This window comes from Aeromonas sp. FDAARGOS 1417, from assembly GCF_019046985.1.
Lineage (GTDB): Bacteria > Pseudomonadota > Gammaproteobacteria > Enterobacterales > Aeromonadaceae > Aeromonas > Aeromonas veronii.
Map to the genome: position 1 here is coordinate 2,640,772 of NZ_CP077221.1, position 26,068 is coordinate 2,666,839.

The window sequence follows — 26,068 nt, forward strand, 5'->3', positions numbered from 1 at the left end:
ACCTTTATCGGCTAAACCTCTATCTGGCCGTCAAACACATGCTCGGCGGGACCTGTCATATAGACCGGCTGGCCCGGCCCCTTCCAGGCGATGGTCAGCTTGCCCCCCGGCAGGCTGACGGTGACCCGCTCCTTGAGCTTGCCCTGACTGATGCCAATCACTGCCGCCGCACAGGCACCGGTGCCGCAGGCCAGGGTCTCGCCACAGCCCCGCTCGAATACACGCAGCTTGATCTCGGTGGCATTGACCATCTCCATGAAACCGACGTTGACCCGTTCGGGAAAACGCTCGTGGCGCTCCATGATGGCACCGAGCGTCTCGACCGGCGCATCGGCGACCGAAGGCACCTCGATGACGCAGTGGGGATTGCCCATGGAGACCACGCCACACATCACGGTATGCTCCTGCGCCCGCAACAGATAGGTTTTCTCTGCCTTCTGGGCCCGGAACGGGATCTTGCCCGGCTCAAACTGGGGAACCCCCATGTTGACCGTGACCTGATTCTCCCCCTCCAGCTGCAACACGATGCGACCCCGGGCGGTACTGACCGCGATGCGATCCCGGTTGATCAGCCCCTTGAGACGCACGAAACGGGCAAAACAGCGGGCACCGTTGCCACACTGCTCCACTTCGCTGCCATCGGCATTGAAAATGCGATAGTGAAAGTCGAGTTCAGGGTCATAGGGCGGCTCCACCAGCAGCAGCTGGTCAAAGCCGATCCCGAAGTGGCGATCTGCCAGCTTCTTGATGACGTCATTGCTGAAAAATACCTTCTGGGTGACGCCATCCACCACCATGAAGTCGTTGCCCAAGCCATGCATCTTGGAAAAATCTATCAACATCGTGCATTCCTGTGCTGTTAGGGCTGTAAAAATTCACCGAACCAAGGGTCGCCAAGCGCCATGAAGTCGTTGTCCAAAGCCCCATGCATCGTGGAACAATCTATCCACATCGTGCATTCCTGTGCTGTCAGGGCTGTAAAATTCTGTCATCTCTATCTACTGCATCAGGGCAGCAGGTGCTCACCGCGCCAGAGATCGGCCAACTGCTCACGCTCGCGGATCAGGTGTGCTTCGGCACCATCCACCAGCACTTCGGCGGCACGGGGACGGGTGTTGTAGTTGGATGACATGGTAAAGCCGTAGGCACCGGCCGAACGCACTGCCAGCAGGGAGCCCTCGGCAATGGCCAGGGTGCGCTCCTTGCCGAGGAAGTCGCCGGTCTCGCACACCGGGCCCACCACGTCATAGATCGCGGGAGCATGGCCGGCACGGCTATCCACCTCGATGATGTTCATCCAGGCGCCGTAGAGCGAAGGGCGCAGCATGTCGTTCATGCCGGCATCGATCAGCGCGAAGTTGCGGGTCTCACCCGGCTTCAGGTACTCGACCCGGGTCAGCAGCACGCCGGCATTGGCGACGATGGCACGGCCCGGCTCGAACAGCAGGGTCAGATCCCGGCCCGCCAGCTTCTGCTTCAGCGCTTCGGCATACTCGGTCGGATGGGGTGGCTGCTCGGAACCGTAGTTGACCCCCAGACCGCCCCCCACGTCCAGATGATGGATATGAATGCCTTCTGCAGCCAGACCGTCGATCAGCTGCAGCAGCTTGTCAGCCGCTTCCATAAAGGGATTCAATTCAGTGAGTTGCGAGCCGATATGGCAATCGACCCCGACGATCTCGATGTTCGCCATCGCGGCCGCCTTGCGATAGATGGCGGGCGCCAGCTCGATGGGAATGCCGAACTTGTTCTGCTTGAGGCCGGTGGAGATATAGGGGTGGGTACCGGCATCGATATCCGGATTGACCCGCACCGAGACGCGAGCCTTCTTGCCCATGCTGCCCGCCACCCGATTGAGGCGCTCCAGCTCGGCTTCCGACTCCAGATTGAAACAGAGGATCTCTTTATCCAGCGCGAGGCGCATCTCGGCCTCGCTCTTTGCTACACCGGAGAAGACCACCTTGGCCGGATCACCGCCCGCCGCCAGCACCCGCGACAGCTCGCCACCGGAGACGATGTCAAACCCCGAGCCCAGTCGGGCCAGCAGGTTGAGCAGCGCCAGGTTCGAGTTGGCCTTCACCGCATAGCAGATCAGATGGGGAATATCGCCAGCGGCCTTGTCGAAGGCGTGCCAGTGGCGCTCGAGGGTCGCACGGGAGTAGACGTAAAGCGGGGTACCGTACTGCTCGGCAAGCTGTTGCAGCGAGGTTTGCTCGGCCTGAAGCTGGCCGTCGGCGTCGTAGTTAAAGTGATCCAAGGGGGCGGTTCCTTCCTAGAATGGGTGCGGCATTAGTGCGGCGCGGCCTCGGTGGCAGCCTCAGTGGTCGCAGGCGGTGCTGCTTGCGGTGTACTCTGGCTCTGTGGCTGCTCGGGGGGCGGCATATAGAGCGGCCCCTTCAGACCGCACGCGGCCAACCCGAGGGACAGAAGAGTGGCAAGCAGACACTTGGTGAACTGAGTGATCATAATGGTTCGCTGCGAAAAAATTTTTGGCCCTCTATAATCGCACTCACATTGTTAAAAGCAACAGGATAAACCGATGAAGGATCACGAGTATCACGCCCTGACCGACGCCTTTTTCCAATATGTAGAAGACACGCTCGACGAGGGGTATCCGGATATCGACTGCGAACGCAACGGCGGCGTATTGACCCTCTCTTTCGAGAACAAGACCAAGGTCATCATCAACAAGCAGGAGCCACTGCATCAGATTTGGGTCGCCACCCGCGAGAACGGCTTCCACTTCGAACTGCAGGGTGACACCTGGATCGACAACCGCTTCGGCCACGAGCTCAAGGCGCTGCTGAGCCAATCCTGCTCCGCCCAGGCGGGCGAAGAGGTGGTGTTCCCATGATTGACCAGCACCCGCAGGGCGCCCGTCATGCGGTGATCTGGCTACACGGGCTGGGTGATTCCGGCGCCGGTCTCGCCCCGCTGGTTGATGCGCTGGATCTGCCCGCCGAGCTACCGGTGCGTCACCTGCTGCCGGATGCCCCCGAGCGCCCCATCACCATCAATATGGGCTACAAGATGCGCGGCTGGTACGACATCAAGAGCTTCGAGGATCCCGCCGAGCGGGCCGTGGAGTCCCATGTCCGTGAATCGGCCGACCAGATTGCCGCATTGCTCGATCAGCTGATTGCCGACGGGTTTGCCCCCGAGCATATCGTGCTGGCTGGTTTCTCTCAGGGCGGGGTGATTGCCTCCTTCACCGCGCTGCGCTATCAGGCAACGCTGGCGGGCCTGCTCTGCATGTCCACCTATCTGGCAGCCCCCGACAAACTGCTCGGCGAGATGAGCGAGGCTGCTCGCACCCTGCCCATCTGCTATATGCACGGCATCTATGACGATGTGGTGAGCCTGTCGCTCGGTTGGGATGCCAAGAACCGGCTGGAAAGCGCCGGACTCGCCCCCGAGTGGCACGAGTACCCGATGCGTCACGAGATCTGCCGCCCGCAGCTGGGCGACATTCGCAGCTGGCTGCTGGCACGCCTCGGCGCGTGAACCCTTCCGGCAAAGCAAACGGCCTGCATCTGCAGGCCGTTTTTTATAGCGATTCCAACTGACGGATCAACCCACTTCCCGAGCTGGCGGCACCTGTTCGCGCAGAGTGCCCTGACTGCGATAGGGGATCACATCCAGCTCACCATTCACTTGTACTATCTCGTAGTACTGCGGCAGGTTGAAGTTGATGAACTGCCCATCATCGCTGAACCGCTCGTGATTGGAGGTGTAGAAGCGGTTGACCCCCGCCACCAGCTCATCCTTGTTGCCGGCAAAGTGCTGGTAGATCTCCACCCGGTTCGCCTCATCGAGGATGTAGATGTTGGTGCCCGCATCCCGGGTATCGAAGAAGAACTGCACCAAGCCTTCGCTGGCGTAGGCATCGACGATGCTCGGCAGATGCTGGCTGTGGGTCTTGTCGAGCCGCAGCGGCAGGTGATCCAGCTTGTTGTGGGAGATGTGACGGTAAAAATCGATGGCGTTTTCCAGCTTCTTCACCGACACCCCGCGCCGCTCGAAGAAGATGCCGTACTTCTCTCGGCCAAGGGCCATGGTCTTGACCAGCTGCTGCTTGTCGCGGGCAAGGCGCAGATCGATACACTCCGCCACCAGCGTCTGGAAGCGGGAGCGCACCAGAGAGCGGAAGTGCTGGCTGTAGCAGAACACCTCGATCATCTCGGGGGCGGCGGCATCCTGATGCATCTTGCCGAGGATGGTGGTGAGGGCATCGACCACGGCTTCATCCCCCTGGAAGTGCAGGGTACGGATCTCGCTCCAGGAGTTGCGATAGACCAGATCCACCGAACCGACCAGACACTCCTGATTGCGACCAAACGAGAAGACATCCACGGTATTGGCGTCAAATTCGATCACCTGACCGACCCAGTGGCTGGTCGGGTCCATCTCCAGGTTGAGGAAGATGGAGAGCTGACGGATCTCGCACGGCCGACTGAGGGCCAGGTTGGTAGCGAGCGGGTACTTCTCGGGGAAGCAGCCGGAGAGATCGCGGCAGAACTGGTGCAGATTGTCGATGTGCAGATCCGAGCCCTGATTGAACAGGTGCACCCGCGACTGGGGGGTCAGCAGATCGTTGAAGTAGGCCCAGGAGACCAGCTTGCTGATGTAGCCGTTGAACTCCAGCGGCGCGCGGCCAATGATGTCCACCGGCTCCAGCGAATGTTTGTAGAGATACCAGCCGGCGCGGTTGAGGCGACCGTGGGGCACCTGCACGAAGCTGAGATCCGGCTCGCTCAGATCCGGCGCGATCTTGAGGTTGATGCGCTGCACCTTGCCCGGCAGGCTCTCGAACGCAGCGTAGAGTTTGCGCGACAGAATGCCGATATCTTCCGGGTTGATCGACTCGCTGATGTTGTTGCGGCGAGCGAACTGGATCAGGTTGCGGTAGCTCTGCATCAGGGCTTCCAGCAGCTCGGCGTGAGCGATCTTCACCTCTTCGATCTTCCACTCGTGGCGATGATCGAGCTGATAGAGCTTGTCCTGACTCCAGCCCCAGTAGGAGACCAGCTGGCTCATCTGCTCGCGACGCCACTCGGGGGAGTGATCATCCTTGGGATGGCTGAGACCGTCGCACACCTTGAGGTAGAAGCAGCGGCGCACCAGATCGAGCCGCGCCATGTCGCCGATGGACTTGAGGTAGTTGGTCACCTTGTCCAGCATCAGACAGTAGTTGTCGAGCCGGTAGTGCATCCCCTCGTTGTGCTGGAACCAGTCGCGACCAATCATCGACAGCAGGCGGGTATTGGGATACTCGTGCGAGTAGGCTTCCATCAGCACCGACTTGAGCACCGCCTTGTAGGGGGAGTCGATCCCCTTGTAGAGCTGCCACAGGGCGGAGCCGAAATACTCTTCGGCCGGAATACGGTCAAAACTGCCGAGATCGAGCCAGTCGTCCTGCTTGAGCTTGCCGCTCTCGAACAGCTCGTTCACATACGCATCGTAGTGATCATCACACTCGGTGGGCACCAGATACCAGATCAAGCGTTTGCCCGCGATACGCATGGCACTGCGGTAGAACTCGTCGAGCAGCAGCAGGTGCTGGGCACTGCCGCAGCTCTCCCCCTGCATCTGGGCATCATTGGTCTGGCGGAACTTGTCTTCCGGGATCAGGAAGAAGTTGAGATCGACCCCGCGCTGTTCGGCCCACTTGGAGAGTTGCTGGCATTTCAGCTCCAGCAGATCGAGCCGCTCCTGCGACAAACCGGCCACGTGGCAGACCCAGATATCGAGATCGGAGTGACAGCACTGGCCGATGGAGGATGTGCTGCCCATGGAGTAGAGCCCCTGAATGGCTCGATCATGGGTTGCCAGACCGCTCTGACAGTTGGCGTTGCGGCAGAGGTCATCGATAAAGGCTTGCTGCTCGGCGGTGGCGCTGAAGCTCCAGATGCCATGAGGGACATCACCGGAGACATAACCGGGCAGCAGGGGATGATTGAAGTGCAGCATGACAGGCAGCAGTTGGAATACCTGCTGCCCATAGCGACTCATGAGGCCTAACGCCCGTTGCGTCTTGAGACGGGTAATGTCGTCATAACGCGCAACCAGCGTATCGATGTGTTCCTGCAATGCCCTGCCTATCACCTAAGTGAAAATGACGCACCAAAAGGGGGATACGTCAAAAAAGTGTGATCATGTTAACAATGCAAACAGCGGTGGTAAACAAGCCTTCAGCTAAACGTCAGATTATTTCTGGTATGACCACATCAAGTATCAGGGGAAATCATTAAATTCCAATATATTCAATGAATTAATCAACTGCACTTGCTTAATGAAAATCATTTTCAGCATGCATTTTTGAGCTTGGCCCCGCTTTTGCCGGCTCCGCCATGAAAGCCCGGGCAAAGGGTGGTAATATCGATTTCCTTCTAAAAATGAAACAACTGATTGATATGGCAGCCCGAACCCTGAAAATTGCCACTCGCAAGAGCCCGCTGGCCCTGTGGCAGGCCAACTTTGTCAAAGACCGGCTCGAAGCCCTGCACCCGCAGTTGCAGGTCGAACTGGTGCCCATGAGCACTCAGGGTGACAAGATCCTCGATACCCCGCTGGCCAAGGTCGGTGGCAAGGGGTTGTTCGTCAAGGAGCTGGAGACCGCCATGCTGGAAGGACGGGCCGATATCGCCGTTCACTCCATGAAAGATGTGCCGGTGGAGTTCCCCGAGGGGCTCGGCCTGCACACCATCTGCGAACGGGAAGATCCCCGCGATGCCTTCGTCTCCAATCGTTTCAAGGCCATTGCCGAACTGCCGCAAGGGGCCGTTGTCGGCACCTCCAGCCTGCGCCGTCAGTGCCAGCTGCGCGCGGCGCGCCCGGATCTGGTGATCCGGGATCTGCGCGGCAACGTCAACACTCGCCTCGCCAAGCTGGATGCCGGTGAATACGACGCCATCATCCTCGCCGCCGCTGGTCTGAAACGACTGGAGATGGCGCACCGCATCACCGCCTTTATCGAGCCGGAACAGAGCCTGCCTGCCAACGGTCAGGGGGCTGTCGGCATCGAATGCCGCCTCGACGACGTTGAGCTGCACGCTCTGCTGGCGCCGCTCGAGCACGCCGAGACCCGCGCCCGGGTGCTGACCGAGCGCGCCATGAATCGCGCCCTGCAAGGGGGATGTCAGGTGCCTATCGGTGCCTACGCACTGGTCGACGGCGAGCAGATCTGGCTGCGCGGTCTGGTGGGCAGCCCGGATGGCAGCCAGGTAATCCGTGACGAGATCCGCGGCCCGCTGGCCGATGGTGAGGCCCTCGGCGAGCAACTGGCCCAGCGCCTGCTGGCCGCCGGTGCCGACGAGATCCTGGCCGAGGTCTACCGCGCATGACCCCGCTGGTGGTGCGTCCGGCCGCCCAGGCCGCCGAGCTGGTGCAGTTGCTGCGCCAGCACGGTCATGCACCGCTCTGCTGCCCGCTGCTGGAAACCGTGGCGGGCAGCGAACTCCCTCTCCTGCCCGACCTGCTGCGCAGTGCTGACGCGGTTATCGCCGTCAGCATCCATGCCGTTCATTTTGCACACGATTTTCTGTTGCAAACTGGTCAGACCTGGCCACATATTGAGTACTTTGCGGTGGGTCAGGCCAGCGCAGATGCGTTTGCCGCCATCGGCATCACGGCAAGCTGCCCGGATGACCCGCGCAGCGAAGGGCTGCTCGCCCTGCCCGCCCTGCAGCAGGTAGCAGGCAAACGGGTACTGATCCTGCGCGGCAATGGCGGGCGGGATCTCATCGCCAGCACACTGGCCTCACGCGGTGCTCTGGTGCACTATTGTGCGGCCTATGAGCGCCACTACCCCGAGCTGGACGGGGACACATTAACCCACCACTGGCAGGCAGCGGGGCTGGACAGCCTGCTCATTACCAGTGGTGAACTGCTGCAACGGCTGCTGGAGCTGGTTCCCACCAGCCAGCAGCCCTGGCTTTTTGACCGCCTGCTGGTGGTCCCCAGCCCGCGCGTGGCCGAGATGGCCAGCGCTGCGGGCTTTATCCATATCACGATTGCCCAAGGTGCATCCAACCAGGCCCTGACGGCCGCACTGGAACTGAGGAAGATGGAATGACAGAACAACAAGAATCCCAGGTCAAACCCCAGCCGACCGCTGCGGTCAATGGCAGCAAGAACCGCTCCGGTGCCGTACTGGGAGGGGTTGCCATCCTGCTGGCCCTTGGCCTGACCGGCGGTCTCTATCTGCACGGTCACAAGAACGCCGTGGCCCAACAGGCCGAACTGGCCCAGCTCAAGCAGCAGCTGGCGAGCGCCCTGAGCAAGATCGACCAGACCAGCAGCAAGGATGCCGAGCAGCTGGCCGCGCTGGATCAAACCCAGCGGCGGCTGCAAGGGGAGATGCAGGGCCTGCAGAATCGGGTACTGGATCTGAATGACAAGCGCCCTAACGACTGGATGCTGGCCGAATCCGAATATCTGGTACGAATGGCGGGCCGCAAGCTGTGGCTGGAGCATGACCTCGTCTCCGCCATCACCTTGCTCGGCAATGCCGACGAGCGCATCGCCGCCCTCAACGACCCGAGCCTGATGCCGATCCGCAAGGCGCTGGCCGAGGATATCGCCAAGCTCAAGGGGATGCCGCGCATCGACCGCGAGGGGCTGACCCTCAAGCTGGCCGCCCTGTCCGACCAGATCGAGCTGCTGCCCCTCTCCACCGTCAGCATGCCGGAAGCCAAGGCCGAGCCGGATCAGGCGGTCAGCACCAATCCCGACGAGTGGGAGAGCAACCTGAAGAAGAACTGGGTCAAGTTCACCGAGAACTTCGTCACCATCCGTCGCCGCGATGGCGCGGTCGAGGCGCTGCTCTCGCCGCAACAGGAGATCTTCCTGCGTGAAAACCTCAAGACCAAGCTGTTGCAGGCCCAGCTCTCCGTCTATCGCGAGCAGCAAGCGCTCTACGAAGACAGCCTGGACAAGGCCCAACGCTGGCTGACCCAGTATTTCGACACCGACAACAGCGCCACCCGCTACATGCAGGGCGAGATCGACAAGCTCAAGGGTGAGCAGATCCAGATCGACTATCCGGCCCAATTCAAGACCCAGGCGATGCTGGAGCAGGTGCTGACCGAACGCCTGCAACGCATTCTGGCCAGCAGCTGAGGAGGGCACCATGATCCGTATAATCATTCTGGTTGCCGTGATGGTCGCAGGGCTGATCTTTGGCCCGCAAGCCTCCGGTAACAAGGGCTATGTGCTGATTGCTCTTGGCAATTACACCATCGAATCTTCCGTCACCAGCGCGGTGATCCTGGCCGTGCTGTTCTACGGCGCCCTGCTGATCGTCGAGTGGCTGCTGGGTCGGGTATTCGGCCTGCGCCGCAAGACCCTCGGCTGGTACGGCTCGCGCCGCCGCCGCAAGGCCAATCAACAGACCGTCGCCGCCACCCTGGCAATGGCCGAAGGGCACTACAGTCAGGCTGAAAAACTGATGATCAAGGGGGCCAGCAACAGCGACACCCCGCTGCTCAACTACCTGAGCGCCGCCAAGGCGGCGCAGGCCCGTGGTGACGACGCCCGCCGGGATCAATACCTGCAAAAAGCGCAGGAGGAGAACCCCAAGGCCGAGCTGGCGCTCACCCTGACCCAGACCCAGCTGCAGATCGAGCAGGGCCAGTACGATACCGCGCTGGCGATGCTGGAGTCGGTCTACGCCCTCAACCCGCGCCACCCCATGGTGCTGGATCAGCTGCGTCAGGTGCATCTGGCCCGTCAGGACTGGAGTGCCCTGTGCGACCTGATCCCGGCACTGCACAAGGTCGGCAAGCTGACCCCGAAACAGGAAGAAGATCTACTGCAACAGGCCTGGTGTGGCCGCCTGCAACAGGCTGCCGGCAGCCTCGAGACCCTCAAGGCGGTATGGCAGGATCTGCCGCGCAAACTGCGCCTTGAGCCAGAACTGCTGGCCTGCTACGGCGATCTGCTGCGCCAGCTGGGTGCCGACGGCGAAGCCGCCACCCTGTGGCAGGAAGCGCTGCGCAAACAGCCGGTGCCGCAGCTGCTGGCTCGCCTGCCCAAGCTGAAACTCGACAGCTACCAGCCGCTGCTGGCGCTGCTGCAAAAGCAGCAGGGGCAACCGGAGGTGGACACCGCACTAGCCCAGCTCTATCTACTGGCAGGTCAGCTGGACGATGCCCAGAAGCTGCTGGAGCAGGAGGTGGAGCGGGCGCCGAGCGCCGCCGCCTACCATGCTCTCGGCCAGCTGATGGACAAGCGCCGCCTTACCAACAAGGCCAACGAGTACTATCGTCAGGCACTGGAATTGGCGGGGATCTGACCCCCGGCGAACAGAAACGCGAGAGGCCGCATGATGCGGCCTCTTTTTTTATCTCTTCACCCTGCTCTCGTCAGGTGGTGAGCCGCTCCAGCTCGCCGATCAGCCAGATGGCCTCGGCGCGATGGCTGCCGCACACATCCATCATGGGGCGAAAACCGCTGCACACCGCTGGCCGCTCCGGTTGACCGAAGATCTTGCAGCCAAGGGCGCTATCGAGCTGGATACAGGGGACGCCAGCCGGTTTGCCATCTGGCATACCGGGAATGGCACTGCTGATACTGGGGGCGATGCAACAGGCAGCGCAGCCGCTACGACACTCCATAGACTCCACTCCTTTGGGACGGTCTGAGCCACCATAGCCGAAGCGGCGGCACAAACGTAGCTGGCGCACAACAAAAAGCCCGACCGCACGGGCGATCGGGCTTCAGACAACACAGCCGGTTCAGCGAGCCATCATCACAGGATGATGTCGCGTACCACGCTGTCTTTACGCTCAAGATAATGGATCGACTTGATACGACGAATGGTACGGGATTTACCACGGATCAACAGAGTCTCGGTGGTCGCCATCACGCCATCGCTGGTGATGCCATCCAGCAGATCACCCTTGGTGATGCCGGTGGCGGAGAAGATGACGTTGTCATTCTTCGCCATGTCTTCCAGCTTGAGCACCTTGTTGACATCGATGCCCAGCGCTTCGCAGCGGGCAATTTCCTGCTCGCCCAGCGCACGCACTTCCGGGCTGTCGCCCTTGACGCGGTGACGCGGCACCAAACGGGCCTGCATGTCACCATCCAGCGCGCGGATCACCGCCGCGGAGATCACCCCTTCCGGTGCGCCGCCGATGCCATACAGCATGTCGACTTCGCTGTCCGGCAGACAGGTGAGGATGGAGGCGGCAACGTCACCATCAGGAATGGCGAACACCCGCACGCCCAGACCCTGCATCTCCTTGATTGCCTTGTCATGACGCGGCTTGGCCAGGGTAATGACGGTCAGACGGGAGAGCGGCTTGCCCAGCGCCTTGGCCACGGACTTCAGGTTCAGCTCGAGAGCCTGATCCAGGTCGATGGCGCCTTTGGCCTTGGGGCCGACGATCAGCTTTTCCATGTACATATCAGGCGCTTTCAGGAAAGAACCCTTGTCGCCCACCGCCAGCACGGCCAGCGCGTTGGCCTGACCCATGGCAGTCATGCGGGTACCCTCGATGGGATCGACCGCGATATCCACCGCGTCGCCGTGTCCGGTACCAACCTTCTCGCCGATATAGAGCATCGGCGCTTCATCAATTTCACCTTCGCCGATCACAATCTCACCATCGATCTCGATCTGGTTGAGAATGTGGCGCATGGCCGCAACGGCCGCCCCATCAGCGATATTCTTGTCACCACGTCCGAGCCACTTGTAGCCAGCCAGTGCAGCCGCTTCCGTCACTCGGGAAAACTCGATTGCCAGTTCACGTCTCATCGCATATCCAACCTATGGAGCTCGAAAACGGGCGGCATTCTACCACAAGGGCAAACCTTTGCGCACAAAAGTAGCCGCTGCGAGCAAGAATGTAGCCAATTCATCCAATTGCAACCCAATTGCCATCGACTCTTCATCCAACTGTCACCCCGCTGTCATCCCCGCTGCCTAGCATGACCCCGTTTTCAAAACAAAAGCTTGCAACACCACAAGGGATTAAGATGAAAAAGCTGACTGTAGTGGCACTGGCTCTCACCGCAGCCTTCCAGGCTCAAGCCGTTGAAGTGTACAAAAATGACACCTCCATGCTGGATCTCTATGGCCGTATCTACGCTGGCCACTTCTTTGGTGACAAGAAGGAACTGGATGCCAGCGGCAAACCGAAAAGCGAATACAGCGACAAACAGGGTGCCAACCAGTTTGTCCGTTTCGGCGCCAAGGCCGAGACCCAGATCCAGAGCGGCCTGAAGGCTCTGGCTCAGTACGAAGTACAGATGTACATCAACGACAGCGAGAAGACCATCAGCGAGAACTCCGACAACCTGCGCACCCGTCTGGCGTTCGCCGGTGTCGGCGCTGACTGGGGCACCGTGACCTTCGGTCGCCAGAAAGGGGCCCCGGGTTTCCTGGCCGACTGGACTGATGTTTCCCTCTCCGACGGCTACGGCAATGAAGCGCTGGGCGCCAAGACTGACACCTTCGCCACCAACCGCGCCGGTTCCGTGCTGAAATACTCCGGTCTGTTCAATGGCTTCCAGCTCGACACCAGCTACAAGTTCGACGGTGGTGACACTGAAGAGACCACTAGCAAGGATAGCGACGCCGCCTACGGTGCTGCCGTGGCCTACACCTTCCCGTTCAACCTGTCTCTGGGTACCGCTTACAACGTCGGTATCCGCGACAAGAGCGGTGAAGAAGATGCCAAGCTGTGGCTGATCTCCGCCAAGTTCGACAACAAGGCCGCCTACGCTGCCCTGAGCTATGCCGATGGCAGCGACTTCCTGGCGACCGGCACCGATCACACCGGTTGGGAAGCTGCGCTGGGCTACAACTTCGAGAACGGCTTCGGTCTGATGGCCCTGTGGAACAAACAGGAGCAGGACAAGGCTGGTATCAAGAAAGACAACGTGGATTACTACACCCTGGGTGCCCAGTACAAATTCAACAAGAACCTGCGGGTGATTGGCGAGTACCGCATCAACAATCTGGACAGCAAGGAGAGCGGCAAGCTCAACGTCAAGGATGACTTCCAGCTGGCTGCCCGCTACGACTTCTAATCGAGGTTTTGCGGATCCCCAAAGCGCGATGGCTTGCCATCGCGCTTTTTGCTGAGCATCGCTCACGACCGGAGAAAGTGGCCTAGGCTCAACAGTAGATGTATCGCCGGAGAGATGATCATGGTCAGGCTGCCTTTCGTCCTGCTGTTGCTGCTGGCTCTTCCCGCTCACGCCCTCTCTATCGCCATGGTGCTGTGGCGCGGTGAAACCGCAGCCGAAGCGGGCTTTCGGGCAGAGCTGACCCGCCTTGGCTATCAGGCCACCATCACCACCTATAACGCCGATCAGGATCGTACGGCGCTGGCAACCATGCTGCGCCAGCAGATGCTGCCGAAACTGGCCGAATACGACTACATCTACACCTTTGGCACCACCGCCACCACCATGACCAAGAGTCTGGTGGCCAACCGCAAGCCTCTGATTTTCAATGTGGTTTCCGATCCGGTCGGGGCTGACATCCTCTCGGAAGACAAAGCCCAGAACAGCATGGTGGCCGGGGTAAGCAACATGGTACCGATGGCACTGCAACTGGCCAACGCCAGCGAGCATCTGGCCACCGGCAAACGGCTGCTGCTACCCTTCAACCCCCGTGAGCAGAACACCCTGCTGGTGGCCGATATGTTGCTCAATGAAGCGAAACGCTATCAGTGGCAGATGGTCACCTGGCGAATGGCCCCTGACCCACGGCGGCTGGACAACGAACTGAAGCGGCTGCAACAGGATGCCAAAAACGACATCGTCTTTCTGGCCGCAGACAGCTATCTGCTCTCCATCGCCCCCCGTTTGCTGAATGCACTCAACGCAGCTGCCATCCCTACCATCTGCAGCGCCGAGCTATTCGTTGAACACGGCTGCAGCGTTGGCACCATCAGCAGCTACGAGGCGCTGGGCAAGATGGCCGCCGGGATCATCCATCGCCATCAGCAGGGAACAGAGTTGCAGGATATTCCGCTGCAGACCGACCCCCATCCCAAACTGGTGCTGGGGCAGCTGGGTAACGCCACCACGCAGGAGGAGAGCCCCGCAAAGCCGAAGCCTTGATAAAGATCTCGGCCAATCAGGCTCCGGGCGGGTATGCTGTTGACCCCCATCGCCCGAGAGTCCTTTCCCATGAGCACCCCCGTCTTTTTTGCCGTTCTGCTGGCCGCCCTGCTTCACGCCAGCTGGAATGCGCTGGTCAAAATTGGCGAAGAACGGCTGGTGGGCGTGTCACTGGTGGCGATCTTCTCAGGGCTTATCGCCGCCGTGGCGCTGCTGCCCATGGGGCTTCCCTCTGCTGCCGAGCTGCCCTGGCTCGGCCTCTCAGTCCTGCTCCATACCGGTTACTGCCTGTTTCTCAGCCATGCCTACAATCAGGGCGATTTTGGCCAGATCTATCCGCTGGCCCGTGGCAGTGCCCCGCTGCTCGCCATGGCGTTAAGTGCCATATTGCTGGGGGATTACCCCGGTTACGGCGGCCTCATCGGCGCCTGCGTGCTGATCATGGGGGTCTTGCTGATGGCCTGGCGAGGTGGGCAGCAGCGTCTTGCCAGCAAAGCGGTTCGGGCAGCACTGGTCACGGCCATGTTCACGGCGACCTATACCCTCTCGGATGGTGCCGGCGCCCGCGCAGGGGGTGAACCGGTACGCTACACCCTCTGGCTCTTTGCCTGCACCGGGCTGGCGATGCTGCTGGTGCTGATCATCCACCAGAAACGCAACGCATGGCGCCAGATCCGTCAATATGCACTGGTTGGCGCCACCGGGGGTGCCATGTCACTGCTCGCCTACGGGATTGTTATCTGGGCCATGACCCAAGCCCCCATTGGCGTGGTCGCGGCTCTGCGCGAAAGCAGTGTGCTGTTTGCCATGCTGCTCTCGGTCTGGCTGCTGAAAGAGCCGCTCGGGCGCATGCGGCTGACGGCGGCGGCTATTATCACTGGCGGCGTGCTGCTGACCCGGCTGGGAGGATAAGCGCTGTCGCCATTGGTGCGGATTTATCAGGCAGGATGGCGTAATTCACTCTGCCAAATATGCCGAATACGAATAATGGAAATAAGTGTCGGCCCGGGCGTAAATGTTTACATCCGCAACGTATCAATTAACTGGCAGGTCTGTTTATTTCAACCACAGCTTCATTCGGGAAACTTACCTGTCCAGCAGCATTAATGATAAAATCGTTCACAGTTAATTTTCGGCAACGCTGACCAATACCGCGCATGGCACAGACCATGCCGCTCCGCCCATACATTCATTGACCGCCTGACGGGTAAGCCAGCCCGGTCAGAGATGACCTGATCGCGCCCGCCACAGCAGGATGGAATGGCGCTACCGCGTTATTAATGGGTCCGGTTTCGTCTGTTTAATTTTTGATTATTTTAAATCCAGCACCATCAGGGAGTTTTTAATATGTCGGCAAAAAAGCTGAAGTTGGGCGCCTTTATATTGATGATATTAACATCGGTATTTGGCGTCACTAATATCGGGATCGGTTTTTACCGAATGGGATATGCCGCCATTCCGATGTTCGTGATCGGCGGTCTGTTTTTCTTCATCCCGTTCATTTTGATGATGATTGAGTTTGGTACCGGCTTTCGCAAAGAGGCGGGCGGTATCTTTACCTGGATGCGCCACTCGGTCTCGACCCGATTCGCCTTTATCGGTCTGACCATGTGGTTCGCCTCCTACGTCATCTGGATGTTTGGCAAGGCGCTCTCTATGTGGGTGCCCCTCTCCTTCATGCTGTTTGGCCGCGACATCACCGTCATCCCGGTCACCCTGGGCACTGGGGTCGACTTCGGCCCCTTTATTCTGGGAGTGGTCGCCATCGCGCTGGTTGCCACCGTCACCAAGCTCATCACCCTGGGTAGCGCCCGCTTCGCCAAAGTGGCAGCCATCGGCGGTCTCTCCGTGGTGGCACTCAACGTGTTGCTGCTGGTCGGTGGCGTCTTCACCTTCGCGGTGAGCGGCATGACTCTGCAGGAGCCCTTCACCCAGGCATCGCTGACGGCTTCTCCCAATGCCGCTTTCAACGACATCATCCCCTTCCTCGGCTTTATGGTGTTTGCCATCTTCGCCTACGGCGGGGTCGAGGCGATGGCCGGGGTGGCTGACGAGCTGGAAGATCCCGAGCGCGACCTCAAGCGCGGCATCTTCCTCTCCGGCGCCTTCATCGTGCTCTGCTACATCATCGGCTTTCTGGCGGTCGGCTCCATCATGCGCTGGAGCGACTTCCCGGCCGAGGGGATCACCTCACTCTCCGCCCTTTTCATCATCATGCTGGAGCTGGGGCGCCATCTTGGTGGCGAGTGGCTGGGACAGGTGTTCATGCGCTTTGCCGGATTGGGCATGTTCCTGAGCTATCTGGGTGCCTTTATCGCCCTCTCCTACGCGCCGCTGCGCCAGTTCATCACCGGCACCCCGAGCTACTTCTGGCCGGAGCGTTTCCAGCGCGAGAACGAGAATGGCGTGCGCATTGAAGCCCTCAAGGTGCAAGCCTGGGTGGTCTGTCTGTTCATTGCCGCCAAATCCATCTTTACCCTGATCAACCCAGAAGGTGCCGCAGCCCTCTACGAGTTGATCATCACCATGACCAACGTCGGCATGACCCTGCCCTACATGTTCCTCATCTACGCCTGGTATCGCTATCGCAACAACCCGGCGCTGGGCAAGGACCTGATCTTCTTCAAGAGCGCGGGCTCGGTGCTGCTGGCTACCATCATCAGCCTGATCCTGGTCGCCTTCGGCAACGTCTTTACCGTGGTCGCCCCCTTTATCTCCGGCGATATCTCCACCGGCGTCTGGACCATCATTGGCCCGCTGCTGTTCGTAGTGATCGCCATGCGCTTCAAGATCAAGCAGGAAGATGCCCACTAAACGGCAAGCAATGCTCCATGCCTATCGGGACCGTTCTGGTCCCGATTTTTTTAGCGCCGGCGCCGGCTTCCGCTCACCATCACGACCAACCCATATTGTTAATGCAGAAAAGACTCATGGAGACCCTTTTTACGTTCTCCTCGCCGCCAGAGCGCACTCAACGCCGTAAATTATCAATATCAAGGTGAGAATGATTGTGAAGCGCCAGTTCACGACATATAACTTAGCGAGATATCCCTGTATTTCGTCCGGTAGAGCTGATCATGATGATGCGTTCCCTCCTTCCCCTGTTGCTTGGCGCAGTAATGCTGCCGGCCACTATGGACAGTGCCCATGCCAACCCCTTTTCCGCCAGCAGCAAGAGCAGCAGCGGCTTTCTCGAGCGACGGGATGTGCCCAACCTCAGCTCGGCTGCCTTCGTGGTGGCCAACCACAGAACCGGCGAGGTGATCTCCGAGCGCAACGGCAACCGGGTAATGCCCATCGCCTCACTCACCAAGCTGATGACGGCGCTGGTGGTGCTGGATGCCAACCTGCGCCTCAACGAAATGCTCACAGTGACCAATGCCGACATCGACCGCATCAAGGGAACCGGCTCGCGCCTAGCCATCGGCTCCAGGCTCAGTCGCGCCGAAATGCTCCATATCGCCCTGATGTCCTCTGAAAACCGCGCCGCCTCGGCGCTGGCCCGCCACTATCCCGGCGGCCAGCGTGCCTTTGTCGAGGCGATGAACGCCAAAGCCCGCATGCTGGGGATGTGGAATACCCGCTACGCCGACAGCACAGGGCTCAACCCGCGCAATGTCTCCACCGCGCAGGATCTCGCCAAGCTCGCCGCCGCAGCGGCCTCCTATCCGCTGATCCGCCAGTACTCCACCGACGAGCAGAGCTATGTGCGTACCAACAAACGTCAGCTGCACTACCTCAACTCCAACCGGCTGATCCGCGAAGGGCAATGGGAGTTCACCCTCTCCAAGACCGGCTATATCCGCGAAGCGGGCCGCTGTCTGGTGCTGGGCACCAAGGTCAATCGTGAGCCGGTGATCATGGTGCTGCTCAATGCCGAGACCACCAACGATCGGGTCGCCGATGCCAAGCGGATCAAAACCTGGCTGGAGAGCTCGGGCAGAACCACCCTGGCAGCCAACCAGAGCAGCATGCTGACTCATCAGTAAGCTCGACATCCCCAACCAAGCGAGGCACCTGCCTCGCTTTTTTTATCTGCATGAGCGCGCCCCAAAAATGGGATCCAGTTCCCGTTACAGGTAACACCTTCCGCCATCCCGTTACAAAACGTAACTACTCAACAGCGTGATTCACACTAATAGAATCAATTAGTTGTAAGTTTTCGGCAAGAATTTTAGCGTGCCGTCACAACCCCTGTAGCGACGAGCCACCATGCGAATTTCCAGTATCGAGTGCGGGCGGGTACTGGCCATTCTGGCCGTGATGACCATTCACGTATCCCCTTTCGCCAACCCCTTCAATCCCGCCCTGTGGGGAGGCGAATCCTGGCTCTGGCTAAGCGGCACCATCAACCAGTTATGCCGCTTTGCCGTGCCGCTATTTTTCCTCTGTGCCGGTTATTTTCTGCAGCCGAGACTGAGTCGCGAGGCGCCGCTGACCGTGGCCTGGCGCTACTGCCGCCCCTTGCTGCAGCTCTGGCTGGTGTGGAGTCTGGTCTACCTGCTGGTGCCGTTCAATCCGCTTGATGCCGTGCAGCAAGGCTATCTGGCCTCCCTGCGCGGGCAGTGGCAATTCCAGCTCGGCGACCCCCTCAATGGCTGGCTGGTGGGCGGCATGATCCACCTCTGGTTCCTGCCAGCACTGATCATGGCGGTGACCCTGCTGGCACTCTGCTACCGGCTTGGCAGACCAGCGCTCGCCCTCTGGCTGGGTCTTGGCCTCTACCTGCTGGCGCTGCTGGGGGGCTCCTATGCCAAGCCGCTGCTGGGCGCCGAGTGGCCACTGCTCACCCGTAACGGCCCCTTCTTCTCCCTGCTGTTTGTGGCGCTCGGAGCCCTGCTGCGCCAGCGTCAGTGGCAACCGGATGCCCGCACTGGCTGGCAATTGCTGCTGGTGGGCGTGGCGCTCTATGGCTGTGAAGCTTGGGCGCTGCAGCACTTCGCCGCAGTGCCGCTCACCCGCCACGACTTCCTGCTCGGCTCCCTTCCCTGGGCTATCGGCCTGTTTGGCCTGCTGCTGGCCAACCCCGAGTGGGGCAAGGGCAGCTGGCTTGAGCGCCAGGCCCCCAAAGTGCTCGGGATCTACTGCCTGCACATGATGCTGGTGGTCTGGCTCTTCATGTTTGGACCGCAGGGCGCATCCATCCTGTGGGAGATTGCCAAGGTGCCGCTGCTGCTGGGAGCGTCTCTGCTGGCCTATCGCCTGATGGCGGCCCTCCCCCTCACCCGCCGACTGCTGCGTACCCACTGAGTCCGGTATCCGGCCCATCCTATCGGGCCGGACACCTCTTCACGTTTTGTCCCTTTCTCTTCCGCTTCACCCTTTTTCCTCTCGCTTCGTTCCCGCGCTTTTGCTGCAGGGGATCTGCGTTTCAGCCGCGCTCTCCCAACCGCAACAACCACCTCCACAGATACCTCCATTTTCACCTTGCCAGATAAATGAAAATCAATATCATTGGCATCCCGCTTAAGCGGGTCAGGCTAATTATAATTAAATCAATATGTTCGATCCGTCAGGTCGACATCCAAAGAGTCAATATTGAATATGCAGCACCCTCACTTTCGCAGAACGCTGGTCTCGCTGGCACTGCTGGGCACCGGCTTCACTGCCCAGGCCACCGATGAAACCATGACTGTGGTTGGCAAACGCTCCCAGCATCAGGAAGTTGCCACCGCTACCCGTACCAATACGCCAGCCAAGCTGGTTCCCCAGACCATCGACAGCGTCAAGGTCAGCGAGCTGACCGCCTTCGGCCAACCAACGCTGAGTGAAGCCCTGAGCGGCATTCCCGGTGTCAACGCCAGCGGTGATACCCGCTTCGATGGAGTCAATATCCGCGGCTTCAGCGCCAGCAACGACTTCTATCTCGACGGGTTCCGCGACGACATGCAGTACACCCGGGATCTCGGCAACATCGAGCGTGTGGAAGTGCTCAAGGGCCCGGCTGCCGTGCTCTACGGCCGTGGCAGTACGGGGGGCATCGTCAACCGGGTCAGCAAGAAGCCGCAGAAAGGGCAGGAGTCCAGCGTCACCGCCCGGGTCGGCAGCTTTGACAGCCAGCGACTGGCTGCCGACCTCAATGGCGAGGCGAGTGAGCAGGTGCAACTGCGCCTCAACATGGCGCAAGAGGACAAAGATAGCTTCCGCAACGGCGTGAAGAGCAAGCGCACCCTGCTGGCCCCCTCCGCCAACTGGGAGATCAGCGACAACCTCAACTGGCTGGTGCAGTACGAGCGCAACGAACATGACCGCACCCCGGATCGCGGCATTCCCGGGGTCAATGGCCGTCCGGCCGATGTGCCGCGAGAGTATGTCTACAGCGATACCAGCCGCGACTTCATCGATGACGTGGCACAATCCACCCGCTCACGCCTCTCCTGGGATATCAACGATCAGTGGCAGTTGCGCCAGCAGCTCGGTTACTCCACCCTCGACAGCCAGTTTGACAACACCTATGTCACCAGCGTCAAAGGGGATCAGGTGACCCGCTCCCGCTGGCAGCAGGATCTGAAAGCGAAGAACCTGATCAGCAACACCGAGGCAGAAGGTCTGTTCCAGACCGGCCCGGTGGAACATCGCCTGCTGGCCGGCTTCGAGCAGAACTGGCAGGAGCGCACACCCAAGCTCTACCAGAACGCCACCGCCATCCCGTCCGGCAACCTCTACGACCCGGGCTCACTGCCTACCTACAATGGCGCCATGAAGCTCTCCAGCGACGCCAAACACAAGGTGCGCGGCAATGGCCTCTATCTGCAGGATCAGCTCAGCCTGGGTGACTGGCATCTGGTGGGCGGGCTGCGCCGTGACGACTTCACCGTCACCAGTCGCCGCTACGACCTCAACAAGGAGGAGAGCGTCTCGGTCAACAGCCTGAGCCCGCGCCTCGGTCTGGTGTGGAATCCCCTCGAGGATCACGCCTTCTACACCTCCTACAGCAAGACCTTCACTCCGGTGGGCGGCGAGCTGATCGGCATCACCCCGGGCGACAAAAACAACGGGCTGGAACCCCAGCACACCCGCCTCTACGAAGGTGGGGTGAAGAGTGACTGGCTGAACGGCAAGCTGGCGACCACTCTCTCCCTCTATCGACTGGAGATGTACAACAAGCGCACCAAGGATCCGCTGGATCCCACCAAGGTGATCCTCACCGGCCTGCAGCGTACCGAAGGGGTCGAACTGAGCGCCCGTGCCGAGCTGACCGACGAGATCTATCTGCGTGGCGGCTTCGCCATTCAGGATGCGGAGCAGGTCAAGGCGGATGCGGATCTGCAGGGCAAGCGCCCGATGAACGTCTCCCGCCAGAATGGCCAGTTCTATCTCGGCTACAAGAGTGGCGAGCAGGGCTGGTTCGGTGAAACCGGCGTGACGGCGGTGGGCGATCGCTTCGCCGACAACGCCAACACCACCACACTGCCCGGTTACGCCCGCTTCGATGCGCGCGCCGGTTATCGCTGGCAGCAGTGGGAAGCCGAGCTGAGCGCCGAAAACCTGACCGACCACGAGTACTTCGTCAGCGCCACCAGTGCCACCCAGATCATGCCGGGTACGCCCCGTCAGCTGAGCCTGACCGGAACCTACCGCTTCTGATCTCTGTGACAACCACCCCGACTGGCCAGCCCTTGCTGGCCAGTTTTTTATGAAGCAACCACGATGAAACGCAGAAGAGTTCCCCTTCACAACAACAAATGGGTACGCCGCCTCCATGCCTGGGCCGGTTTTTTTACCCTCGCCCTGATGCTGATGTACGGCATCACCGGTCTCTGGCTGCAACACCGTGCCGTGTTGCCCATCCCCGGCCCCCACACCGACAAATCGAGTGAAGAGATAGTGCTGGAGGCGCCGCTCGCCAGCCCGGAGCAGCTGAAAAGCCTGCTGCAACAGCGCTATCCCGATACCTTTGCCGACGGGCGAACCATGATCACCCCGGCCCAGACCCTGCCCACCCCGAACGGCCCGCTCACCCTGCCCGCCAAGTGGGAGATGCGCGGTGTCACCCTCAGCCAGAGCGTGGCCGCCAGCTATGTTGAGGGTACCCTGCTGGTACGTACCGATCTGCAACTGGCCAACTTTGCCGCCAGCCTCAACCGGCTGCACCGCGGCATGGGTACCGGCCTCGGCTGGCAGCTGTTTGGCGATATCGCCGCCCTGGCCCTGTTGCTGCTCGCCCTCACCAGCCTGTTTATGTGGACCAAGCTGCACGGCACACCCAGAGCCATCATAGCGCTGACACTGGTTGGCACCCTCGGTACCCTGCTGTTTGCCCTGCTGGGATAGTGCGGCAACCATGTTCTGATGCAGCAAGGTTTGGAAAGAAAACCGCAATAGAGACAGGCCGCTGGCGGCGATGCCGTCAGCGGCTATATCAAGAAAAGGAAATAACGGAGAGAGGGAAAAGAGAAGGGATACCAAGAGGTAACGGGAAGTACTGCCAGCTCAACAGTAACGCTCCAATGTGCAGGAACGCCAAAAAACAAAAGGCCATCATTGCTGATGGCCTTTTGTCATGAATTTGATGGTGCCCGGGGTCGGACTCGAACCGACACGGTTATTCACCGGCGGATTTTGAAACCATCGCAAGCTACTTTAAATCAATAACTTGCTTTGTTTTCAGTGGGTTGTTTGAGGATGACTGGGGTTTATTGTGGGTCGCTGGTGAACTCTGCCGCCATTTTGCCGCCACTTTTCAGCGCGGTGATCGGATTGAGTTTGACTGCATCTTCGAGGTGATCTGGGGCAAAATGGGCATAGCGCATAGTCATCTTGATATCGGTATGACCCAGGATCCGTTGCAACACCAGAATGTTGCCGCCCCCCATCATAAAGTGACTGGCAAAGGTATGGCGCAGAACGTGGGTACTCTGGCCAGCAGGCAATTCAATCTCAGCCCGCCGTATCGCTTTCTCGAACTCGGCATAACAGTCGCCGAACAACCTGCCCGTTCGTTTGGGCAGCAATGCCAGCAGCCAACCCGCCACCGGCACAGTACGGTTCTTCTTGCCCTTGGTTCGAGTAAAAGTAAGCCGACCGATGCCAACCTGTGATCGAGTCAGCTTTTCAATCTCAGACCAACGGGCGCCAGTGGAGAGGCAGAGCATCACGATCAACCACAAGTCTTTAAGACACGCGCAAGCTGCCAGTAACCGTTCAATCTCGTCCTGATTCAAAAATGCCAACTCTGACTCTTGCACTTTGTACTGACGCAGAACCTCTAGTGGGTTTCCATGACTCCACTCACCCAATCGACCAAGCTCATTGAACACCGCCTGCAGGTAGAGCAGCTCACGGTTGATAGTTGTTGGGGAAACTTGCTTACGCTGACCGGGCACATGGAGTTCACCGGCCAATCGCCGCTCACGGTAGGCCGCAAACTGCTGAGCCGTGAACTCGGTTGCTATAGGATCGTCCAGCGCTCCAGTCAGCCAGAGCAGCTTGTCGCGGCGCCTATCACCATCGGCCAAGGTTTGGCCGTGACGGCCATACCAAAGCATAACCAGATCACTCAACCGCCGTTCATCCGCACTCCCCGTCTCAGGTTGTTGCCAAGGCTGTGCCAGCACGTGTTTTTCCCACGCAAGCGCCTCGCCCTTGGTCGCAAAGCGCTTCCGCTTACGAAGGCCGTCACGGCCTTGAGGGTACACTTCGGCAAGCCAGAGCTTAGTCTTTCCGTCGTCGAGCTTACGAACCGTCATTGCATGATGAACCTGTTACTGGATTACCATTGAACGCCAAAAGGATTCAAACCAAGCCGCCATTTGCATTCTTGGATACATTAATACTGTTATTTTATACAGCCGTTGCAACGAATAGGAATGTTTAAAACGGGAGAATGCATACATACTAGATAGCAAAGTCGACTAGCCAAAACACGTGACCGAACGTCCTGACCTCATGCTTGGTGATAGGAATCGAAAAATATGCGCCTCAAAAATCAGGCAGAGACTCACTAAAGTGATTGGAAAAAAGTTGGACTGCGACTATATTAACTCTTGTCAAAACTAATCAGCCGCAGCCAAAACTTCTCTTGGTGTCGGTCTAAGAATGAAGCTCAATGTCCCAACATTGGGCTTTTTTGTTTTTTAGACCATAGAGCATGACTAACTCCCCGGTGAAGAACGCCAATGCGAGATAACATACTCCAAACGCCCTTTACGCCGCCTCAGATAGGCGCATACGTGCACATCTTTGATCTTACCAAACATAACTTTTACCTCTTACTACTCTAGTTACTTGCCATTTCGTTCACAAAAAATAATGAACGACTAGTTTTCCTAAAGGCCATTCACTAAAAAAAATGAATGGCCTTTCTTTTTTAAGGAGGCCCAACTAGACCTCCTTATTGACTAAGATAACATAGCCGATCTTCTCGATCAAGAAATTTTGTGAAGCAGTTTCTACTTACTCCGTCCATGAATAGGGAAGTAGTAAAATTCAATACCTCCACTTTCAGCAACGCCTTCTTTTCTTAGCAAAAATCCTTCATCAACAAGTTCTTTTAGCTTGTTGCTAGCATTGTTGATTTTCAGGTCACACACTTCTGCAACCTCAGATGCTGTCACCCACCCGTTTTTAACAACATAGTTGTACAGTTCTTTTTGAGTTCTTTTAGGCTCTGGGCCCAACACCTCTACGTTACCCTGACAGCAGGCATGCAAAGGAAAACTCAACTTGTCAGCCCCAGCCCGGATGTTGTCCAGCAGTACCACATTTGCAACATCACTGACGAAGAAGCCTTTTTTCCCCACTGATTTTAATGCGAGCATGATGAACGCCTCACGTGGGAAGGAAGCATCGATACGTCTAACACCTTCCAGCGAGATGTCATAGATGTCTACTTCTGGAGAATTAGAGATGTACTTTGCAAGCGATGCCGCAACGGCCTCACCATCGGTGACCCCCCAGCCATCTTTGGTTCCATCAGCATTTGGAACAGCAAAGTCCATGAAGTCAAAGAGTTTGATACGTGCGATTATCTGTTTCATAAAACTTATTGAATCAGAGTGTGGCCTATAAGGCAAGAGAACACTATATCTTTGCCTTAGGAATGCAGAGAGTAATATGGGTCCCCTTGGCAAGAAAGCAATCTGTGCTCATATGAGCCTCAGCTTCAAATCTTCCTCCCTTGGGGTATAGGTTAATCACGTGCTTATCAAGTCGCACGTGAAGCGTTCCTTCAAACTCGATAGCAATACGCGCGGCCCGATTCAGGCCCGTGCCTCTACCATCATGTTTCCGGCTAATGCCTTGGTTAAACATCTCTAAAATCAAGCTCTGATCAGACAGGTCTTTAGCCGGGTGATCCCGCTTTTGTAAGCCTTCACGCAAACTGGTAAGCAACCCAACCCCCATGTCAGCGATAGAGATGAAAATATTACCCGTTCGTTTGTAGTGATGCATGTACACAAAGCCAGGAGTCGGCACCTGACTATGTTCAGACACGTTGCTACAAAACTCACCGACGATAGTGTGAATATTTGTCAGAAATGTATTGCAGTCTGTCTTGATTATGGTTCCCAACGCATCGGACAACTGAGTAGGTATCGGTCTATTTTTACCTGGTTCTGTGGAACTCACAGCCCTAATTTCAATCAAGTTTTCGCTATTGCCTGCGAATGTAATCGATGCATCCTGAGCTTGTGGCCGGAAGGGAATAACATCAGCTTCAGGAGGCAGTGACTGGAAAAAACCACAACGCTCCATAAATGTAAAACAGCTACACCGATCACCCCCTTCAAAAGTCAATGTCAGGTCTTTATGAAGAGACACCACGTGATGGCAGAGACATAGTAGCTTTATTGTTGCATCAGCTAACAACCTGTTGCCACGCCCTAACCTGATGTGCACATGAGAAATCACTGCAGATTCGCTGAATTTGGCCTGCCTGATGGCCCGTTCAAAGTCATGCGTATCGTAGTACCTCCCCAGACTGGGAAAGTTAATAACTTCAATCACAGGGGGCTGTCCAAAACTCAATTTCAGATAAACCTCTATA

Annotated in this window: 23 protein-coding genes; 14 read left to right on the plus strand and 9 right to left on the minus strand. The window is 58.6% G+C overall.

Translation table 11 applies throughout. From position 1 onward, the window contains the following. Nucleotides 1-11: 11 nt before the first annotated feature. From dapF to I6L47_RS12060, 3 genes are all read right to left on the minus strand, one after another. Nucleotides 12-842: a diaminopimelate epimerase gene (gene dapF, locus I6L47_RS12050; protein ID WP_005336371.1), complete on the minus strand. Its 831-nt coding sequence runs from the start codon at nt 840-842 to the stop codon at nt 12-14. A gap of 164 nt (nt 843-1,006) precedes the next feature. Continuing rightward, complete coding sequence (gene lysA / locus I6L47_RS12055; protein WP_216947482.1) at nt 1,007-2,257, minus strand: diaminopimelate decarboxylase; 1,251 nt, start codon at nt 2,255-2,257, stop codon at nt 1,007-1,009. 32 nt (nt 2,258-2,289) lie between these two features. Continuing rightward, complete coding sequence (locus tag I6L47_RS12060; RefSeq protein WP_019444858.1) at nt 2,290-2,466, minus strand: lipoprotein; 177 nt, start codon at nt 2,464-2,466, stop codon at nt 2,290-2,292. 73 nt (nt 2,467-2,539) lie between these two features. Between I6L47_RS12060 and cyaY the strand changes: the two genes are divergently transcribed. Together cyaY and I6L47_RS12070 are read left to right on the plus strand one after the other, a co-directional pair. Continuing rightward, nucleotides 2,540-2,854, plus strand: coding sequence for an iron donor protein CyaY (gene cyaY, locus I6L47_RS12065; protein WP_106843461.1), 315 nt, complete (start codon nt 2,540-2,542; stop codon nt 2,852-2,854). Continuing rightward, entirely contained in the window at nt 2,851-3,504 is a 654-nt protein-coding gene (locus I6L47_RS12070; protein WP_216947483.1) for an alpha/beta hydrolase, read from the plus strand. The genes cyaY and I6L47_RS12070 overlap by 4 nt, the downstream gene beginning before the upstream one ends. 66 nt (nt 3,505-3,570) lie before the next feature. Here I6L47_RS12070 and I6L47_RS12075 read toward each other — a convergent pair whose 3' ends face one another. Further along, a complete protein-coding gene (locus tag I6L47_RS12075) occupies nt 3,571-6,090 on the minus strand; it encodes a class I adenylate cyclase (RefSeq protein ID WP_123172211.1) in 2,520 nt (839 codons plus the stop codon). 323 nt (nt 6,091-6,413) lie between these two features. Here I6L47_RS12075 and hemC point away from each other — a divergent pair, with 323 nt between their 5' ends. Genes hemC through I6L47_RS12095 form a run of 4 tightly spaced genes read left to right on the plus strand, consistent with a single transcriptional unit; the run spans nt 6,414 to nt 10,294 of the window. Further along, nucleotides 6,414-7,343, plus strand: a complete 930-nt coding sequence (gene hemC / locus I6L47_RS12080) for a hydroxymethylbilane synthase (RefSeq protein WP_139495464.1) — start codon at nt 6,414-6,416, stop codon at nt 7,341-7,343. Beyond that, entirely contained in the window at nt 7,340-8,074 is a 735-nt protein-coding gene (locus I6L47_RS12085; protein WP_216947484.1) for a uroporphyrinogen-III synthase, read from the plus strand. Before hemC ends, I6L47_RS12085 begins: the two co-directional genes overlap by 4 nt. After that, on the plus strand, nt 8,071-9,120 hold the full coding sequence (locus I6L47_RS12090) for a uroporphyrinogen-III C-methyltransferase (protein WP_216947485.1): 1,050 nt from the start codon (nt 8,071-8,073) through the stop codon (nt 9,118-9,120). The genes I6L47_RS12085 and I6L47_RS12090 overlap by 4 nt, the downstream gene beginning before the upstream one ends. Before the next feature lie 10 nt (nt 9,121-9,130). Continuing rightward, nucleotides 9,131-10,294, plus strand: a complete 1,164-nt coding sequence (locus tag I6L47_RS12095; RefSeq protein ID WP_216947486.1) for a heme biosynthesis HemY N-terminal domain-containing protein — start codon at nt 9,131-9,133, stop codon at nt 10,292-10,294. A 70-nt stretch (nt 10,295-10,364) separates the two neighbouring features. Here the strand turns inward: I6L47_RS12095 and I6L47_RS12100 are convergent, their stop codons facing one another. Next, a complete protein-coding gene (locus tag I6L47_RS12100) occupies nt 10,365-10,616 on the minus strand; it encodes a YkgJ family cysteine cluster protein (protein WP_216947487.1) in 252 nt (83 codons plus the stop codon). Between the two features lie 134 nt (nt 10,617-10,750). Next, a complete protein-coding gene (glpX, locus tag I6L47_RS12105) occupies nt 10,751-11,761 on the minus strand; it encodes a class II fructose-bisphosphatase (protein ID WP_005336386.1) in 1,011 nt (336 codons plus the stop codon). Between the two features lie 221 nt (nt 11,762-11,982). Here glpX and I6L47_RS12110 point away from each other — a divergent pair, with 221 nt between their 5' ends. The 8 genes from I6L47_RS12110 to I6L47_RS12145 all read left to right on the plus strand — a co-directional run bounded on the left by I6L47_RS12110 (nt 11,983) and on the right by I6L47_RS12145 (nt 22,353). Further along, nucleotides 11,983-13,038, plus strand: coding sequence for a porin (locus tag I6L47_RS12110; RefSeq protein WP_019444867.1), 1,056 nt, complete (start codon nt 11,983-11,985; stop codon nt 13,036-13,038). 120 nt (nt 13,039-13,158) lie between these two features. Next, entirely contained in the window at nt 13,159-14,079 is a 921-nt protein-coding gene (locus I6L47_RS12115; protein WP_216947488.1) for an ABC transporter substrate-binding protein, read from the plus strand. Between the two features lie 33 nt (nt 14,080-14,112). Beyond that, a complete protein-coding gene (locus I6L47_RS12120) occupies nt 14,113-14,991 on the plus strand; it encodes a DMT family transporter (protein WP_216947489.1) in 879 nt (292 codons plus the stop codon). Nucleotides 14,992-15,426: 435 nt separating this feature from the next. After that, nucleotides 15,427-16,893 (plus strand): glutamate/gamma-aminobutyrate family transporter YjeM, encoded by a 1,467-nt coding sequence (gene yjeM, locus I6L47_RS12125; protein WP_204482258.1) that lies wholly within the window; start codon nt 15,427-15,429, stop codon nt 16,891-16,893. 263 nt (nt 16,894-17,156) lie between these two features. Beyond that, nucleotides 17,157-18,068 (plus strand): D-alanyl-D-alanine endopeptidase, encoded by a 912-nt coding sequence (gene pbpG, locus I6L47_RS12130; protein ID WP_005336410.1) that lies wholly within the window; start codon nt 17,157-17,159, stop codon nt 18,066-18,068. A gap of 223 nt (nt 18,069-18,291) precedes the next feature. Beyond that, nucleotides 18,292-19,329, plus strand: coding sequence for an acyltransferase (locus I6L47_RS12135; protein ID WP_216947490.1), 1,038 nt, complete (start codon nt 18,292-18,294; stop codon nt 19,327-19,329). 294 nt (nt 19,330-19,623) lie between these two features. After that, on the plus strand, nt 19,624-21,666 hold the full coding sequence (locus I6L47_RS12140; protein WP_120416099.1) for a TonB-dependent siderophore receptor: 2,043 nt from the start codon (nt 19,624-19,626) through the stop codon (nt 21,664-21,666). A gap of 63 nt (nt 21,667-21,729) precedes the next feature. Further along, a complete protein-coding gene (locus I6L47_RS12145; protein ID WP_216947491.1) occupies nt 21,730-22,353 on the plus strand; it encodes a PepSY-associated TM helix domain-containing protein in 624 nt (207 codons plus the stop codon). Between the two features lie 362 nt (nt 22,354-22,715). Here the strand turns inward: I6L47_RS12145 and I6L47_RS12150 are convergent, their stop codons facing one another. The 3 genes from I6L47_RS12150 to I6L47_RS12160 form a co-directional block, all read right to left on the minus strand. After that, nucleotides 22,716-23,768, minus strand: a complete 1,053-nt coding sequence (locus I6L47_RS12150) for a site-specific integrase (protein ID WP_216947492.1) — start codon at nt 23,766-23,768, stop codon at nt 22,716-22,718. A gap of 702 nt (nt 23,769-24,470) precedes the next feature. Then, nucleotides 24,471-25,058 (minus strand): helix-turn-helix domain-containing protein, encoded by a 588-nt coding sequence (locus I6L47_RS12155; RefSeq protein ID WP_216947493.1) that lies wholly within the window; start codon nt 25,056-25,058, stop codon nt 24,471-24,473. A 43-nt stretch (nt 25,059-25,101) separates the two neighbouring features. Then, nucleotides 25,102-26,028, minus strand: coding sequence for an ATP-binding protein (locus I6L47_RS12160; RefSeq protein WP_216947494.1), 927 nt, complete (start codon nt 26,026-26,028; stop codon nt 25,102-25,104). Nucleotides 26,029-26,068 lie beyond the last annotated feature (40 nt).

Coding starts and splice junctions, on each gene's coding strand:
- dapF (WP_005336371.1), bottom strand. CDS start 842: ATGTTGATAGATTTTTCCAAGATGCATGGCTTGGGCAACGACTTCATG.
- I6L47_RS12060 (WP_019444858.1), bottom strand. CDS start 2,466: ATGATCACTCAGTTCACCAAGTGTCTGCTTGCCACTCTTCTGTCCCTC.
- cyaY (WP_106843461.1), top strand. CDS start 2,540: ATGAAGGATCACGAGTATCACGCCCTGACCGACGCCTTTTTCCAATAT.
- I6L47_RS12070 (WP_216947483.1), top strand. CDS start 2,851: ATGATTGACCAGCACCCGCAGGGCGCCCGTCATGCGGTGATCTGGCTA.
- hemC (WP_139495464.1), top strand. CDS start 6,414: ATGGCAGCCCGAACCCTGAAAATTGCCACTCGCAAGAGCCCGCTGGCC.
- I6L47_RS12085 (WP_216947484.1), top strand. CDS start 7,340: ATGACCCCGCTGGTGGTGCGTCCGGCCGCCCAGGCCGCCGAGCTGGTG.
- I6L47_RS12090 (WP_216947485.1), top strand. CDS start 8,071: ATGACAGAACAACAAGAATCCCAGGTCAAACCCCAGCCGACCGCTGCG.
- I6L47_RS12095 (WP_216947486.1), top strand. CDS start 9,131: ATGATCCGTATAATCATTCTGGTTGCCGTGATGGTCGCAGGGCTGATC.
- I6L47_RS12100 (WP_216947487.1), bottom strand. CDS start 10,616: ATGGAGTGTCGTAGCGGCTGCGCTGCCTGTTGCATCGCCCCCAGTATC.
- glpX (WP_005336386.1), bottom strand. CDS start 11,761: ATGAGACGTGAACTGGCAATCGAGTTTTCCCGAGTGACGGAAGCGGCT.
- I6L47_RS12110 (WP_019444867.1), top strand. CDS start 11,983: ATGAAAAAGCTGACTGTAGTGGCACTGGCTCTCACCGCAGCCTTCCAG.
- I6L47_RS12115 (WP_216947488.1), top strand. CDS start 13,159: ATGGTCAGGCTGCCTTTCGTCCTGCTGTTGCTGCTGGCTCTTCCCGCT.
- I6L47_RS12120 (WP_216947489.1), top strand. CDS start 14,113: ATGCTGTTGACCCCCATCGCCCGAGAGTCCTTTCCCATGAGCACCCCC.
- yjeM (WP_204482258.1), top strand. CDS start 15,427: ATGTCGGCAAAAAAGCTGAAGTTGGGCGCCTTTATATTGATGATATTA.
- pbpG (WP_005336410.1), top strand. CDS start 17,157: ATGATGATGCGTTCCCTCCTTCCCCTGTTGCTTGGCGCAGTAATGCTG.
- I6L47_RS12135 (WP_216947490.1), top strand. CDS start 18,292: ATGCGAATTTCCAGTATCGAGTGCGGGCGGGTACTGGCCATTCTGGCC.
- I6L47_RS12140 (WP_120416099.1), top strand. CDS start 19,624: ATGCAGCACCCTCACTTTCGCAGAACGCTGGTCTCGCTGGCACTGCTG.
- I6L47_RS12145 (WP_216947491.1), top strand. CDS start 21,730: ATGAAACGCAGAAGAGTTCCCCTTCACAACAACAAATGGGTACGCCGC.
- I6L47_RS12150 (WP_216947492.1), bottom strand. CDS start 23,768: ATGACGGTTCGTAAGCTCGACGACGGAAAGACTAAGCTCTGGCTTGCC.
- I6L47_RS12155 (WP_216947493.1), bottom strand. CDS start 25,058: ATGAAACAGATAATCGCACGTATCAAACTCTTTGACTTCATGGACTTT.